This window comes from Arthrobacter sp. FB24, from assembly GCF_000196235.1.
GTDB lineage: Bacteria > Actinomycetota > Actinomycetes > Actinomycetales > Micrococcaceae > Arthrobacter.
The window spans coordinates 3,344,982-3,360,483 of the sequence record NC_008541.1; the positions used below are offsets into that span (position 1 = coordinate 3,344,982).

General features: G+C 63.1%; 10 protein-coding genes. 2 read left to right on the forward strand and 8 right to left on the reverse strand.

What is annotated here, in order from left to right:
* The 4 genes from rpsL to ARTH_RS15160 all read right to left on the reverse strand — a co-directional run bounded on the left by rpsL (position 1) and on the right by ARTH_RS15160 (position 9,093).
* Entirely contained in the window at positions 1–375 is a 375-nt protein-coding gene (gene rpsL, locus ARTH_RS15145) for a 30S ribosomal protein S12 (protein WP_011692814.1), read from the reverse strand.
* 390 nt (positions 376–765) lie between these two features.
* A complete protein-coding gene (locus ARTH_RS15150; protein WP_011692815.1) occupies positions 766–4,665 on the reverse strand; it encodes a DNA-directed RNA polymerase subunit beta' in 3,900 nt (1,299 codons plus the stop codon).
* Between the two features lie 109 nt (positions 4,666–4,774).
* A complete protein-coding gene (gene rpoB, locus ARTH_RS15155; protein ID WP_011692816.1) occupies positions 4,775–8,290 on the reverse strand; it encodes a DNA-directed RNA polymerase subunit beta in 3,516 nt (1,171 codons plus the stop codon).
* Between the two features lie 338 nt (positions 8,291–8,628).
* Positions 8,629–9,093: a hypothetical protein gene (locus ARTH_RS15160; RefSeq protein ID WP_011692817.1), complete on the reverse strand. Its 465-nt coding sequence runs from the start codon at positions 9,091–9,093 to the stop codon at positions 8,629–8,631.
* A gap of 209 nt (positions 9,094–9,302) precedes the next feature.
* Here ARTH_RS15160 and ARTH_RS15165 point away from each other — a divergent pair, with 209 nt between their 5' ends.
* Together ARTH_RS15165 and ARTH_RS15170 are read left to right on the forward strand one after the other, a co-directional pair.
* Complete coding sequence (locus ARTH_RS15165; protein ID WP_011692818.1) at positions 9,303–10,502, forward strand: acetyl-CoA C-acetyltransferase; 1,200 nt, start codon at positions 9,303–9,305, stop codon at positions 10,500–10,502.
* 5 nt (positions 10,503–10,507) lie between these two features.
* Positions 10,508–11,023: an aminoacyl-tRNA deacylase gene (locus ARTH_RS15170; protein ID WP_011692819.1), complete on the forward strand. Its 516-nt coding sequence runs from the start codon at positions 10,508–10,510 to the stop codon at positions 11,021–11,023.
* A gap of 26 nt (positions 11,024–11,049) precedes the next feature.
* Here the strand turns inward: ARTH_RS15170 and ARTH_RS15175 are convergent, their stop codons facing one another.
* The 4 genes from ARTH_RS15175 to ARTH_RS15190 form a co-directional block, all read right to left on the reverse strand.
* Positions 11,050–12,831, reverse strand: coding sequence for a bifunctional metallophosphatase/5'-nucleotidase (locus ARTH_RS15175; RefSeq protein ID WP_232223527.1), 1,782 nt, complete (start codon positions 12,829–12,831; stop codon positions 11,050–11,052).
* 172 nt (positions 12,832–13,003) lie between these two features.
* Positions 13,004–13,375 carry a 50S ribosomal protein L7/L12 gene (gene rplL / locus ARTH_RS15180; RefSeq protein WP_011692821.1) on the reverse strand — a complete coding sequence of 124 codons (372 nt, stop codon included), beginning with the start codon at positions 13,373–13,375 and terminating at the stop codon, positions 13,004–13,006.
* A gap of 78 nt (positions 13,376–13,453) precedes the next feature.
* Positions 13,454–14,044 (reverse strand): 50S ribosomal protein L10, encoded by a 591-nt coding sequence (rplJ, locus tag ARTH_RS15185; RefSeq protein ID WP_011692822.1) that lies wholly within the window; start codon positions 14,042–14,044, stop codon positions 13,454–13,456.
* Positions 14,045–14,343: 299 nt separating this feature from the next.
* Positions 14,344–15,456, reverse strand: a complete 1,113-nt coding sequence (locus ARTH_RS15190; RefSeq protein WP_043429959.1) for a GNAT family N-acetyltransferase — start codon at positions 15,454–15,456, stop codon at positions 14,344–14,346.
* Between the last annotated feature and the right edge of the window lie 46 nt (positions 15,457–15,502).

Consider the following 15,502-nt stretch of genomic DNA (forward strand, 5'->3'; position numbering starts at 1 on the left):
TTACTTCTTCTCCATCTTTGCGCCGTAGCGGCTGCGGGCCTGCTTACGGTTCTTCACACCCTGGGTATCGAGGGCGCCACGGACGATCTTGTAGCGGACACCCGGAAGGTCCTTCACACGACCGCCACGGACGAGCACAATGGAGTGCTCCTGGAGGTTGTGGCCCACACCGGGGATGTAGGCAGTGACTTCAACGCCACCGTTAAGGCGCACACGTGCAACCTTACGCAGAGCCGAGTTCGGCTTCTTCGGGGTGGTGGTGTAGACGCGGGTGCAAACACCGCGGCGCATCGGGCTGCCGTTAAGCGCGGGAGCCTTGGTCTTTTTGACCTTAGGCGTGCGGCCCTTACGGACCAGCTGGTTAATCGTAGGCACTCTCGTGTTCTCCGTTTTATCCGGAGCGGCCGCTGACAGCCGCTCTCCTTTTGCTTTGCCCCGCCGCCCGAGCTTTGAAGAATCTCCAGAGCAGCTGAGGCGAAGCCTTAATAGTCGGATCGCAGACCGGGACCGGACTCGCGTCGCGATTGGTCCCTAGGCATGCAAAAATGTGGCATACGTTGCACAAGAACCCTGCAAACCGGAAACGTCGCTCTGGCTTTGCCTTTCAGCTCAGCCGGCGCTCTCATCCACTGCCACAATAACAATTGGTATCCAGTCTAACATGGACAGCCGCCAGGCCTTAATCGGGCCAACGGAAAGGCCCCGCCACCGCTCCGTTGTTCAAAACAGAGAGGTGACGGGGCCCGACGCCGAACTAACTAACGGTTAGCGGAAGTCGCTGCCGAGATCGTAGTCATCCAGCGGGATGGCGTGGAACTCAGGAGCTCCGTCACCGCCCAGGGTGTCGTAGGAGAAGTCGCTGAATGCGCTGGGACCCGTGAACAGGTTTGCCTTCGCTTCTTCAGTCGGCTCCACCGTGACCTCCGTGTAGCGCGGGAGACCCGTGCCGGCCGGGATGAGCTTACCGATGATGACGTTTTCCTTGAGGCCGAGCAGCGGGTCGCTCTTGCCTTCCATGGCCGCCTGCGTGAGGACGCGGGTGGTCTCCTGGAAGGAAGCTGCCGACAGCCAGGACTCGGTTGCCAGGGATGCCTTGGTGATACCCATGAGCTCAGGACGTCCGGAAGCCGGAGTCTTGCCCTCGGACACAACGCGGCGGTTGGCGTCTTCGAAGCGGCTGCGCTCGGCGAGTTCGCCGGGGAGCAGGTCGGATTCACCCGATTCGATGACCGTGACGCGGCGCAGCATCTGGCGGACGATAACCTCGACGTGCTTGTCGTGGATACCGATGCCCTGGCTGCGGTACACGCCCTGGACCTCGTCCACCAGGAACTTCTGTGCAGCACGGGGACCCATGATGCGAAGTACCTGCTTGGGATCGACCGGACCGTTGATGAGCTTCTGGCCCACCGCGACGTGCTGGCCGTCTTCAATCAGGAGGCGTGAGCGGCGAAGGACCGGGTAGGCGATCTCTTCACTGCCGTCATCCGGAGTGATGACCAGGCGCATCTGGCGCTCGGACTCTTCGATGGCGATGCGGCCGGCTGCTTCTGCAATCGGTGCGACACCCTTCGGAGTACGGGCTTCGAAGAGCTCCTGGATACGGGGCAGACCCTGGGTGATGTCGTCGCCGCCGCTGGCGGAAACAGCACCACCGGTGTGGAACGTACGCATGGTCAGCTGGGTACCGGGCTCACCGATGGACTGTGCAGCGATGATGCCCACTGCCTCACCGATGTCCACGGTCTTGCCGGTGGCCAGCGAACGGCCGTAGCACAGGGCGCAGGTGCCGACGCTGGACTCACAGGTGAGTACGGAGCGGACCTTGACCTCGGTGATACCGGCTGCGAACAGTTCGGCAATGACGACGTCGCCGCAGTCGGTGCCGCCGGCAGCCAGGACCTTGCCCTTGGAGTCAACGACGTCCACGGCCAGGGTACGGGCGTACGCGCTGTTCTCAACGTTCTCGTCCAGGACCAGCTCGCCGTTGGCGTCAGCCACGGCAATCGGGGTGACGAGGCCGCGTTCGGTGCCGCAGTCCTCTTCACGGACGATGACGTCCTGCGAGACGTCCACCAGACGACGGGTCAGGTAACCCGAGTTGGCGGTACGCAGGGCGGTGTCAGCCAGACCCTTACGGGCACCGTGCGTCGCGATGAAGTATTCCAGCACCGACAGGCCCTCGCGGTAGGAGGACTTGATCGGACGCGGGATGATCTCACCCTTAGGGTTGGCCACCAGGCCACGGATACCCGCGATCTGACGGACCTGCATCCAGTTACCACGTGCGCCGGAGGACACCATGCGGTTGATGGTGTTCATCGGCGACAGGTTGTCACGCATGACCTGCGCGATCTCGTTGGTCGCCTTGTTCCAGATCTCGATCAGTTCCTGGCGACGCTCGTCGTCGTCGATCAGGCCCTTGTCGTACTGGCCCTGGATCTTCGCGGCGCGCTCTTCGTAACCGGCAAGGATGACCGGCTTCTCGGCCGGAACCTCGATGTCGGAGATGGCGACAGTGACGCCTGAGCGGGTGGCCCAGTAGAAACCGGCATCCTTCAGGTTGTCCAGCGTTGCCGCGGTGACAACCTTCGGGTAGCGCTCGGCGAGGTCGTTGACGATGCGGGACAGTTCGCCCTTGTCGGCAACAGCCTCAACCCACGGGTAGTCCTCGGGCAGGGTCTGGTTGAAGATGACCTGGCCCAGGGAGGTCTGGACGAGCGCGGTCTGACCCGGCTCCCAGCCTTCCGGAGCTTCCCAGCCGGCGTAAGGGACAAAGCCCTCAAGACGGATCTTGACCTGGGAGTTCAGGTGCAGCTCGTGCAGGTCGAACGCCATGATGGCTTCCGAAACGGAGGAGAAGATGCGGCCTTCGCCAGCTGAACCGACACGCTTGGTGGTCAGGTGGTAGAGGCCGATGATCATATCCTGCGAAGGAAGGGTCACCGGGCGGCCGTCAGACGGCTTCAGGATGTTGTTCGAGGACAGCATCAGGATGCGTGCCTCAGCCTGGGCCTCGGGGCTCAGCGGCAGGTGGACTGCCATCTGGTCGCCGTCGAAGTCAGCGTTGAAGGCGCCACAAACCAGCGGGTGCAGCTGGATTGCCTTGCCTTCAACAAGCTGGGGCTCGAACGCCTGGATGCCGAGGCGGTGCAGGGTAGGTGCACGGTTCAGCAGCACAGGGTGCTCGGTGATGATCTCTTCGAGAACGTCCCAGACCTGCGGACGGTAACGCTCAACCATGCGCTTGGCCGACTTGATGTTCTGGGCGTGGTTGAGGTCAACCAGGCGCTTCATCACGAACGGCTTGAAGAGCTCCAGCGCCATCTGCTTGGGCAGGCCGCACTGGTGCAGCTTCAGCTGCGGACCGACGACGATGACCGAACGGCCGGAGTAGTCAACGCGCTTACCCAGGAGGTTCTGGCGGAAGCGGCCCTGCTTGCCCTTGAGCATGTCGCTCAGGGACTTCAGCGGACGGTTGCCCGGTCCGGTGACCGGACGGCCACGGCGGCCGTTGTCGAAGAGGCTGTCAACAGCTTCCTGAAGCATGCGCTTCTCGTTGTTGACGATGATCTCCGGAGCACCCAGGTCAAGCAGGCGCTTGAGGCGGTTGTTGCGGTTGATCACGCGGCGGTAGAGGTCGTTGAGGTCGGAGGTCGCGAAGCGGCCACCGTCCAGCTGGACCATCGGGCGCAGTTCCGGCGGGATCACCGGGACGGCGTCCAGCACCATGCCGAGCGGGCTGTTGTTGGTGGTCAGGAATGCGTTGACAACCTTCAGTCGCTTCAGTGCGCGGGTCTTGCGCTGGCCCTTGCCGTTGGCAATGATGTCGCGCAGCAGGTCCGACTCGGCCTGCATGTCGAAGTTCTCAAGGCGCTTCTTGATGGCTTCGGCACCCATGGAGCCTTCGAAGTACATGCCGTAGCGGTCACGCAGTTCGCGGTACAGGCCTTCGTCGCCTTCGAGGTCGGCGACCTTGAGGTTCTTGAAGCGGTCCCAGACCTGCTCAAGGCGTTCGATGTCGGCGTCGGCACGCTTACGCACGTTGGCCATCTGGCGGTCCGCGGAGTCACGGGCCTTCTTCTTGTCGGCAGCCTTGGCGCCTTCGCCTTCGAGACGGGCAAGCTCGTTCTCGAGGTCGCGGGCGATCGTGGCGATGTCGGAGTCGCGGTTGTCAACCAGCTGCTTCTTCTCGATGTCGTGCTCAACCTGCAGGTTGGGCAGTTCCTCGTGGCGGCTGTCGGTGTCGACGCTCGTGATCATGTAGGCAGCGAAGTAGATGACCTTCTCAAGGTCCTTCGGTGCCAGGTCAAGGAGGTAGCCCAGGCGGGACGGAACACCCTTGAAGTACCAGATGTGCGTTACGGGCGCAGCCAGTTCGATGTGGCCCATGCGCTCACGGCGGACCTTGGCGCGGGTGACCTCAACGCCACACCGCTCGCAGATGATGCCCTTGAAGCGCACGCGCTTGTACTTGCCGCAGTAGCATTCCCAGTCGCGGGACGGGCCGAAGATCTTCTCGCAGAAGAGGCCGTCCTTCTCGGGCTTGAGCGTGCGGTAGTTGATGGTTTCCGGCTTCTTAACCTCGCCGTAAGACCAGCCACGGATGTCTTCCGCGGTGGCGAGGCCGATCTGCATGAGGCCGAAGGAGGATTCGCTGGACATATGGTCCCTGTTCTCTCTTGTTCTCTAAATTCTGAAGTCTTGGGTTACGGGAAGAGGGAGCCCCGGAGCAAGGCAGCGCGGCGGGCCGGCTGCCTTGCTCCGGAGGACTCTAGACCTCTTCTACGGAACTGGGCTCTGCACGAGACAGATCGATGCCCAGTTCTTCCGCAGCCGTGAAGACTGCGTCATCAGAGTCACGCATTTCAATTGTGGTTCCGTCCGTGGAAAGCACTTCCACGTTCAGGCACAGCGACTGCATTTCCTTGATCAAGACCTTGAAGGACTCAGGAACGCCCGGCTCCGGGATGTTCTCGCCCTTGACGATGGCTTCGTAGACCTTCACACGACCATGGATGTCATCCGACTTGATCGTGAGCAGTTCCTGGAGCGTGTAGGCAGCGCCGTAAGCCTCGAGCGCCCACACTTCCATTTCACCGAAGCGCTGGCCACCGAACTGAGCCTTACCACCCAGCGGCTGCTGCGTGATCATGGAGTACGGGCCGGTGGAGCGTGCGTGGATCTTGTCGTCCACCAGGTGGTGGAGCTTCAGGATGTACATGTAGCCGACCGAGATCGGATCCGGGAACGGCTCGCCGGAGCGGCCGTCGAACAGGCGGGTCTTGCCCGAGGAGTTGATCAGGCGGTCACCGTCGCGGGTCACGTTGGTGGAGTCGAGCAGGCCCGTGATTTCCTCTTCACGAGCACCGTCGAAGACCGGAGTTGCAACAGTGGTTGAACCACTCTCGCGCGGCAGGTTCGGCAGCTGCTTGACCCACTCGGGCTCGCCTTCGATCTTCCAACCTGTCTTGGCAACCCAGCCGAGGTGCGTTTCGAGCACCTGGCCGACGTTCATACGGCCCGGAACACCCAGCGGGTTCAGGACGATATCAACAGGCGTACCGTCGGCAAGGAAGGGCATGTCCTCGATCGGAAGGATCTTGGAGATAACACCCTTGTTGCCGTGACGGCCGGCGAGCTTGTCGCCGTCGGTGATCTTGCGCTTGGCGGCCACGTAAACGCGGACCAGCTGGTTGACGCCCGGGGGCAGTTCGTCGTCGTTGTCGCGGTCGAAGACGCGGACGCCGATGACGGTGCCGGACTCGCCGTGCGGAACCTTCAGGGACGTGTCGCGGACTTCACGGGACTTCTCGCCGAAGATGGCGCGCAGCAGGCGCTCTTCCGGGGTCAGTTCGGTTTCACCCTTCGGGGTGACCTTTCCGACCAGGATGTCGCCGGCCTCAACCTCGGCACCGATGTGGATGATGCCGCGCTCGTCCAGGCCTGCCAGGACTTCCTCGGACACGTTGGGGATGTCACGGGTGATTTCCTCGGCACCAAGCTTGGTGTCGCGGGCATCGATCTCGTGCTCCTCGATGTGGATGGAGGAAAGAACGTCCTCGGCAACAATGCGCTGCGAGAGGATGATGGCGTCCTCGAAGTTGTGGCCTTCCCATGACATGAATGCCACGAGCAGGTTCTTACCGAGGGCAAGTTCGCCCTGGTCCGTTGCCGGGCCGTCAGCGATGATGCCGCCGACCTCCAGGCGCTGGCCCTCGCTCACCAGGACACGGTGGTTGTAGCAGTTGCCCTGGTTGGAACGCGCGAACTTGTTGATGCGGTAGTTGGTTTCCGTGCCATCGTCGTTGAGCATGATGACGAGTTCAGCGGACACCTCGGTGACCACACCGGCCTTCTTGGCGATGACAACGTCACCGGCGTCGACTGCAGCGGCGCGCTCCATGCCGGTACCGACGAACGGCGCCTCGGAACGGACCAGCGGCACGGCCTGACGCTGCATGTTGGCACCCATGAGTGCGCGGTTTGCATCGTCATGCTCGAGGAACGGGATCAGGGCCGTAGCCACGGACACCATCTGGCGCGGGGAAACGTCCATGAACTCGACGTCGGCGGCGGGAACCAGCACGGGCTCGCCTCCACCACCACGGGCGCGGACCAGGACGGTCTCTTCGGCGAACTTCTTGTTCTCGTCCAGCGGAGCGTTGGCCTGAGCGATCAGGACCTCTGCTTCGTCGTCGGCCGTCAGGTACTGGACCTCATCGGACACGACACCCTCGGATACGAGGCGGTAAGGCGTCTCGATGAAACCGAAGGGGTTGATGCGGCCGTAGGATGCCAGCGAACCGATCAGACCAATGTTCGGGCCTTCAGGGGTTTCAATGGGGCACATACGTCCGTAGTGGGACGGGTGAACGTCTCGGACTTCCATGCCTGCACGGTCACGGGACAGACCACCCGGGCCAAGCGCGGACAGACGGCGCTTGTGGGTCAGACCCGACAGCGGGTTGTTCTGGTCCATGAACTGGGACAGCTGGGAGGTTCCGAAGAACTCCTTGATGGCTGCCACCACCGGGCGGATGTTGATCAGCGTCTGCGGCGTGATGGCTTCGACGTCCTGCGTGGTCATTCGCTCGCGGACAACGCGCTCCATACGGGACAGGCCGGTGCGGACCTGGTTCTCGATGAGCTCGCCGACGGCGCGGATGCGGCGGTTGCCGAAGTGGTCGATGTCATCGATTTCGACGCGCAGCTCGTGGTCCTGGCCGTCGCGCTTGCCGGTGAGGGTCTTCTCGCCGGCGTGCAGTGCAACCAGGAACTTGATCATGGCAACGATGTCTTCGACGTGCAGGACCGAAGCTTCCTTGTCGCCAAGGGAGCGGTCGATGCCAAGCTTGCGGTTGATCTTGTAACGGCCGACCTTGGCCAGATCGTAGCGCTTGGAGTTGAAGTACAGGTTGTCCAGCAGGGACTGGGCAGCCTCGACGGTGGGCGGCTCGCCCGGTCGCAGCTTCCGGTAGATGTCCAGCAAGGCGTCTTCGCGGGTTTCAGTTGCGTCCTTCTCCAGCGTTGCGCGCATGGAGTCGTACTGACCGAACTCTTCGAGGATCTGGCCTTCGGTCCAGCCGAGGGCCTTCAGCAGCACCGTGACGGACTGCTTGCGCTTGCGGTCAAGGCGGACGCCGACCTGGTCGCGCTTATCGATTTCGAGCTCGAACCAGGCACCGCGGGACGGGATGATCTTCGCAGTGAAGATGTCCTTGTCGCTGGTCTTGTCGGCAGTGCGCTCAAAGTATGCGCCCGGAGAACGGACCAGCTGGGAGACAACGACACGCTCGGTGCCGTTGACGACGAAGGTGCCCTTCTCGGTCATCAGCGGGAAGTCACCCATGAACACGGTCTGCTGCTTGATTTCGCCCGTGTTGTTGTTCATGAATTCGGCTTTAACGTACAGCGGAGCCGAGTACGTAGCGTCCCGGTCCTTGCACTCTGCCATGGTGTATTTGGGATCAGCGAACTCCGGGTCGGAGAAGCTCAGGGACATGGTGCCCTGGAAATCCTCGATCGGGGAGATCTCTTCGAAGATGTCAGACAGACCGGAGCTAGTGGCGACGCTGAGGTCGCCTTCTTCGACGGCCTTCGCAACGCGTGCCTGCCAGCGTTCGTTTCCGACCAGCCAGTCGAAGCTGTCCGTTTGCAGGGCAAGCAGATTCGGAACGTCAAGAGGTTCGTGAATCTTTGCGAATGAGAGCCGGCGAGTGGCACCATCGGTGCTGTCGGCATTGATAGCGGTAGCGTTGTTTACATTAGAGGTGCTCGAGGCGACCAAGAGGGATCCTTCCACAGACCTTCAGGCGTTTTCAGATCTCCCCCGTTGCAAGCCCTGCAGAATGACTCCGCAGCGCTACCAGTCCGGTTCCGCTATATGACCCGGGACCCAGGCTGCCCACGGTGTGACACGTCTTTGACGGCACGTTGATGGATCAGCTGCTAGGCAAAGCCCACCGCTATATGAAGGCTGAAGGTAAACAGGGAAGACGCAAATATCTACGATACGGCAAAACGGCGTACGTGTCTACCCCACTTCCCCGCTTATTGCAAGCACTGTTGCCGCGGGCACCTAGTTGGCCTGCGCACCGCCCCAGCTGCATCGCTACAGGCGGGCCGCTACAGCGTGAGGGTCACGCCTTCGGCGGTGCAGGCGCCGGCATTGGCAAACACCGCATCGCGGACCGCGTCCTTGGAAGCCTGCTCCGGCTCGCCGTTACCGCCAGCTGCTGAATGGTCGATGGCGATGAGGCTGAGAGCAGCGAAAAGACCTTCGAGATCTCCGGAAACGGCAGCTTTGGCGTCCTCGGCTTTGAGGTAGATGTCCTCGTAAGCATTGGCGTCACCGCTCGCCGCCTTGTATTCGGCGTAGAGGGTGTTGAACTTCTCGCATGCTTCCTTCACGCCCGCACTGGCGGCGGTGGAACTGCCGGAAGACCGCGACGGCGACGCCTGGGACGGCGTGGAAGAGGACGTGGCAGGGGCCGCCGTCGACGTGGTGCTGTCCGGCGCGGGAGTGGAAACGCTGCAGGCCGTGAGTCCGGCCAGGCCTGCGATGGCCGCGACTGCAAGTATCTTCTTCATCTGAGCTCCTGTTTCCCCACAACGTCTTCCCGGGACGGGCGTATCCGCCATCCACCCTACTCAGCCCTGTCCGGCGCCGCACATTCACTTGATGGGCAGGCCTACCCATCCGCGGCGGAATGGAGCCTGCCGCGCATGCGTTTGAATGGATAGGTGATTCGGCTCACGATAGCCTTGGCCTACATCGTCACAGATCGGAAGAGATAACCATGAGCAACTCCCCAGACAACAATGATGTTGTCATCCTCGCTGCGGCCCGCACGCCGCAGGGGCGCCTGAACGGCCAGCTAGCCGGCTTCACGGCGGTGGAGCTCGGGGCGCACGCCATCAAGGCGGCCCTGGCTGCGAGCGGCGTTGCCGCGGAGCAGGTGGATGCGGTCATCATGGGCCAGGTCCTGCAGGCGGGAGCGGGCCAGAACCCCGCGCGGCAGAGCGCCATCGGCGCCGGCATCGGCTGGAACGTCCCCACGGTCACTATCAACAAAGTGTGCCTTTCCGGCCTCACGGCCGTGATCGACGCCGCCCGCATGATCCGCAGCGGTGACGCCGCCGTCGTCGTCGCCGGCGGTCAGGAATCCATGTCCCGGGCGCCGCACATCCTGCCGGGTTCCCGGCAGGGTTGGACCTACGGGACTGTCCAGGCGCTGGACGTGGCCGCGCATGACGGCCTGACCGACGCCTTCGACGGACAATCCATGGGGCTGTCCACGGAAAGCAAGAACCTGGTTCTGGGCATCGACCGGACCTCGCAGGACAACGTGGCAGCCCAGTCCCACCAGCGCGCCGCCCTGGCCGCGAAGAACGGAGTTTTCGACGACGAAATCGCCCCGATCAGCGTCAAACAGCGGAGGGGGGACCCGGTGGTGGTGGCCACCGACGAAGGCGTGCGCCCGAACACGTCGGTCGAGTCGCTGGCCGGTCTCCGTGCCGCGTTCGTCAGCGACGGCACCATCACGGCAGGCAACTCCTCTCCCCTGTCCGACGGCGCTGCCGCCCTGGTATTGACCACCCGGAAGTTCGCGGAAGACAACGGCCTGGACTACCTCGCAGTTGTGGGCAAGCCGGGCCAGGTTGCGGGCCCGGACAATTCGCTGCACTCGCAGCCGTCCAATGCAATCAAGAGCGCCTTGGACCGTGCCGGATGGACCACCGCGGACCTCGACTTCATTGAGATCAACGAGGCCTTCGGTTCCGTTGCCGTCCAGTCGCTCAAGGACCTCCAGTACCCGCTGGAGAAGTGCAACATCCATGGCGGCGCCATCGCGCTCGGGCACCCCATCGGGGCCTCAGGCGCCCGCCTGGCCGGACATGCCGCGCACGAGCTGAAACGCCGCGGCTCCGGCAAGGCCGCTGTATCCCTGTGCGGCGGCGGCGGGCAGGGCGAAGCCCTCCTCCTCTACCGGGACTGACGACTGTGGCTGGTAACGCCGACACAGCCACCGGCGGCACGAAAGGCACCAGCGGCACCGGCAGGGAGCGGTTCCTTGCCGATGCCGCCGCCCGCGGGCTGGAGGTGCAGCTCGTGGAGCGCCTCGCCGCGAACAGCCTCGAAGAAGCCGCCCGGATCCTGGGTATCCAGCCGTCGGACATTGTGAAGTCCTTGGTGGTCAAGCACAAGGACGGCAGCTTCCTGTTCGCCCTGGTGCCGGGAGACCGCCAGATTTCCTGGCCGAAGCTCCGCAGCCTTCTGGGCGTCAACAAACTTTCCCTGCCGCCCGCCGACGTCGCGCTCGAGGCCACCGGTTACGAGCGCGGCACGATCACCCCGCTGGGCAGCACCACGCCCTGGCCGGTCTACGCGGACGTGGCCATCACAGGGCGGCGGATTTCCATGGGGGCCGGGCAGCACGGCTACAGTGCGTTCGTGGACGCCGATGCCCTGACCGCGGCGCTGGACGCCGTGGTCGCGGACATCAGCGACGCCGTCTAGTTCCCCGCGCCGCCCGGCCGCTACCCCTAGGGTGTGACCGCCAGCGGCTGGCCGTTGACCACAAGCCGCCAGTCATTCCGGCTGAAGAGGGCTGCATCAAGGGTGCCGTTGTCAACAACGTAGTCAATGATGCGCTGCCGGATCTCCTGCTGGCTGTTCGACAGGACGGGTGCTGTTCTGACTGCCGGGAAGTTCCCGCCGCCGCTCTGGCGGTAGTTGTTGATGGCCATGGCGAATTCCTGGTCCACCCGCAGCGCCTCTCCCCCGTAGCTGAGGCCGACGATACGCTCGCCCACGGGCCGTGCCAGGTCGATGTCATAGGTCAGCGGGGCGTCAAGGCCGTACACGACGTCGTAGTTGTAGTCCGGGGTTCCGTTCGGTGCCATCGCGGTGCTGGCATTGGTGACGTCAGCCGCGCGGGCCGTAGCGGAACCGACCGGCTTGAAGTACTGCGCGGACCATTCGAGGTAGGCCTTCAGCTGCATACCGGTGACCTTGATGGACAACAACGTGTTGTCGAAAATGTAGAGCCCCGCGACATCACGGATGGTCAGGGGGCCGGCTTTGACGTCCACGGCGCGGGAAAACGCCGCGGCAATGGACAGCACCGGAAGACCCGCTGCCGGACCAGTGGCCAGCTCTGCCTTGATGGTGCGGGCCTGGACGTAGTTGATGGCGTCGATGGCCGCGGAGTCCTCCCAGCAGGCGGTGGCCGTACTGAGCGGGGCCGTGGACGTTCCGATCACCTCGTTCACGTACGCCACTGTGGCCTCGTGCCCGGCCTGAACAGCGCGGACGACGGCGGGATCCGCCTCGGCGGTCTTCGCGTCCAGCAGCTGGGAGGAGGCCGCAGTGACGCTCCAGCGCCCCTTCGCCTTGGCCACCTGGAGGTCCATCACGGCAACCCGCATGCCCCACTTCAGTGGTTCTGTCAGGAGCACCTGCCTGCCGGTGGCCCTGTTCCGGACGAATCGTTCCGGGATCTCCACATGGGCGTGACCGACCAGGATGGCATCGATCCCCGGCACGTCCTCGGCAAGCTGTGTGGAGACGTTTTCCGGGAACGGAAGAGCGTCGCCGTAGGAGGATCCCGGCGTCGCTCCTGAATGGCTGCAGACGATCACGACGTCGGCTCCGGCAGCCTTCATTTGCGGGATGACGATACCGGCTTCCTCGACGATCCCGTTGAAGTCGAGTTTTCCCTGGACGCTGTCGCGGTCCCACAGCACGCAACCGGGTGTTACGAAGCCGACCAGTCCCACCGTCAGCCAGCCGTTGTCCGTCTTCACGCGCTTGAGCACGTACGGGGTGAAGGCGCGCTTCCCGGTCACGGCATCGTGGATATTGGCACCGAGGAGCGGGAAACCAAGTTGCCTCTCCCAGGTGCGAAGCAGCGGGATGCCGTAATTGAACTCGTGGTTGCCAAGCGCGGCGGCGTCGTAGCCCACCGCGTTCATGGCGAGGGCCATGGGGTGTGTGACCGAGTCGGAGATAGGGCGGATTTTGGCGAAGTAGTAGGCCTGCGGCGTGCCCTGGATAGTGTCGCCCGCGTCGATGGTCAGGGTGCATTGTTCGCCCCGCTCGGCCCGCATGGCCTTGATCAGCGTGGCCGCCTGGGCGATCCCGATTTTGTTGCCCGCCGCATCCGCGTAGGCGGTGTCCGTGAAGTAGTCCCAGTTGAAGACGTTGTTATGCAGGTCGGTTGTGCCGAGCACTGTCAGGGTGAACTGCTTCTTCCCTCCGGACTGTGGCGCCGGCAGGGCCTGGGCAGCGGGGGCTCCGGCCGGGGTGGCCGCGGGGGTAGGCACAAATCCAAAGTCTAGGGCTGTCTGAAGAGCATGAAAAGGAGAGCCCACCATCTTTTTCAGAACTCCACCGGCTGTCGGTGCATGCCCCGGATGCAGGAAACCCCGCCCACCGGAGTGGACGGGGTTTCCCGGAGCAGAAAGGAAAGCTGAACGCTTCCCGGAGCTCGAAGTGTTACTTGAGGGTAACGGTGGCGCCGGCAGCTTCGAGCTGCTCCTTTGCCTTCTCGGCAGCTTCCTTGGTTGCGCCTTCGAGGACGGCCTTCGGAGCGCTGTCAACCAGGTCCTTGGCTTCCTTGAGGCCCAGGGAAGTGATGGCGCGAACTTCCTTGATCACTGCGATCTTCTTGTCGCCAGCAGCTTCGAGGACGACGTCGAAGTCGGTCTTCTCTTCAGCTTCTTCAGCAGCGGCAGCCGGGCCGGCAACGGCAACGGCAGCAGCGGTAACTTCGAAGGTCTCTTCGAAGAGCTTGACGAACTCGGAGAGCTCGATGATGGTCAGTTCCTTGAAAGCTTCAATGAGCTCTTCGTTGGTGAGCTTCGCCATGGTGTGGCGTCCTTCCTATAGGTGGTGCTTGGCGGCCTGGGCCGTTGCCTTCACACCGGAGTCTGGTTTGAAAGAGAGTTAGTTCTCTTCGGTGGCTGCGGCTTCGGCCGGAGCTTCGGTCTCTGCTGCTTCTGCGGCCGGGGCTTCTTCAGCGGCGGGCGCTTCGGCAGCTGCCGGTGCACCGTTCTCTTCTTCAAGCTTGAGGCGCAGGGCGTCGATGATGCGTGCAGCAGCGGCAGCAGGAGCCTTGAGGATGCCTGCAACCTTGGCGAGCTGCAGCTCGCGGGACTCGAGTGCTGCCAGGGCAGCAACTTCGCTGGCGTTCAGTGCCTTGCCCTCGAAGTAACCGGTCTTGATAACCAGCTGCTTGTTGGTCTTGGCAAAATCCGTCAGGCTCTTGGCAGCTGCAACTGCGTCACCCTTGATGAACGCGATTGCAGTGGGGCCGGCGAGCTGACCGTCGAATGCTTCGACACCAGCTTCCTTGGCTGCAATTGCGGTCAGGGTGTTCTTGACGACCGCGAACTTGGTGTCCTGGCCGAGAGAAACGCGCAGCTGCTTGAGCTGTGCAACGGTGAGCCCACGGTATTCGGTCAGGACAGCGGCGTTCGATTCCTTGAAATCGTTAGTGATCTCAGCTACTGCTGAAACCTTGGTAGGCGTTGCCATAACCCTCCTTCCGGGGATAGTGCCGGTGTTCCGGGTCCCCGCTCAGGTGAGCTAAAACTAAAAACGCCCCGGGCAGATGCACGGGGCTTGGCTCGACACGGTCCATGACTGTGGAGCTTTACTTCGTTCACCTGCGCTGGCCGCCCTATGTTCAGGGTCCTTCGTCCGGAAATCCACTGGCTCTCCCGCGCACAACTGCAGAATTGAGCGATGCCCAGGAGAGTGGATTTCCAACAACCGACGGTCTTTGGTCCTTCAAGCTTACGGGCAACGCCGCCCGTACTCCAAATCGGCGCTGTTCAGCTGCTGCTCGGTCCGAGGTCCGGGAGGTCCTTCTGCCATATCCCCGTGACGCCTGCGGTGTTGAAGCCCAGCTGCTGGTTGACTTTGAGCAGGTATCTGTTTTCCGGGGCATTCCAGGTGTAGATGACCCTGGCGTCGGGGAACTGTTCGGTGAGGCGCACCATGTTGGCCACCTTGATCAGGAGGCCCAGCTTGTTGCCCCGGTGTTCCTGCATCACCACGGTATCGTCCTGGAACACCACGTCCTGCCGCTGGGACAGGACGCTGATCGTCGTTAGCCCCACCAGGGTGCCGGTGGCGATATGTTCGACGGCGGTGACCACCGTTCGCCGTCCCTGCGCGATAGTGGCGTCCTCCGCCTTCCGGATCATGGCGCCGTCGAACACCATCTGCTCGTCGGTCCGGGTGGACGGTTCGGTATCTCCACCGGCCTGGTTCTCCAGGGCGGCTACGCCCTCGAGCCAGATGTCAGGGCACCTGTCCGTCCAGTGATGCAGGCGGTAGCGGCCCGCGTTGGCCTGCTCGGCCTCGTCCGAGAGTTCTGCGACCAGCTTGGTGTCCAGCGGCAGCAGGCACGAGCTGAACTGCTCAATGTGCTGCAGGGTGTAGCCGGTCTTCCGGGCGAACTCCACTTCCCGGCTTCCCATCGGAACAAAGCCAAGCCCGGAGCCGGGGACCAACTGGTCGTCCGCGGAGCTGCTCAATGAAACGCCGGGGTGGTTGGTGTCGATCAGGATCATGCTCCGGCCTTCTGCCCGGGCAAACTGCTCGGCTGCTTCCAGCAACTGGCGTCCCACTCCCTGCCGCTGGAATTCCGGCAGGATGTCCAGCGTAAACTCCGCTAGGTCGAGGTTGTCGGCCAAGGGCAGGGCGATGTCCACCGTGCCCACAATGTTGCCCTCCACCCTGGCCACCAGGATGACCTGGCGTTCGTAGGGATCGGCAAATTCCAGGAGCTTCTCAAGCGGCGTGTAGGCGAGATCGTCACTCCCCCACGTTTGCATCCGTACCTTCCGGCCAACTTCGACGGCGGCCAGGAAATCGGCGCTATCGGGCCCGTCGAGGGAATCGGGAATCCAGAGTTGTTCGATCCGTACGTCTTCAACCATAGAGGGCGTCATTCCAGTCGTTTCTGCCACTCACCTTCAAAGCCGG

Bases quoted from the DNA above. Each gene is read 5' to 3' on its own strand.
- ARTH_RS15150 (WP_011692815.1), bottom strand. From the start codon at position 4,665: ATGTCCAGCGAATCCTCCTTCGGCCTCATGCAGATCGGCCTCGCCACC.
- ARTH_RS15160 (WP_011692817.1), bottom strand. From the start codon at position 9,093: ATGAAGAAGATACTTGCAGTCGCGGCCATCGCAGGCCTGGCCGGACTC.
- rplL (WP_011692821.1), bottom strand. From the start codon at position 13,375: ATGGCGAAGCTCACCAACGAAGAGCTCATTGAAGCTTTCAAGGAACTG.
- rplJ (WP_011692822.1), bottom strand. From the start codon at position 14,044: ATGGCAACGCCTACCAAGGTTTCAGCAGTAGCTGAGATCACTAACGAT.
- ARTH_RS15165 (WP_011692818.1), top strand. From the start codon at position 9,303: ATGAGCAACTCCCCAGACAACAATGATGTTGTCATCCTCGCTGCGGCC.
- ARTH_RS15190 (WP_043429959.1), bottom strand. From the start codon at position 15,456: ATGGTTGAAGACGTACGGATCGAACAACTCTGGATTCCCGATTCCCTC.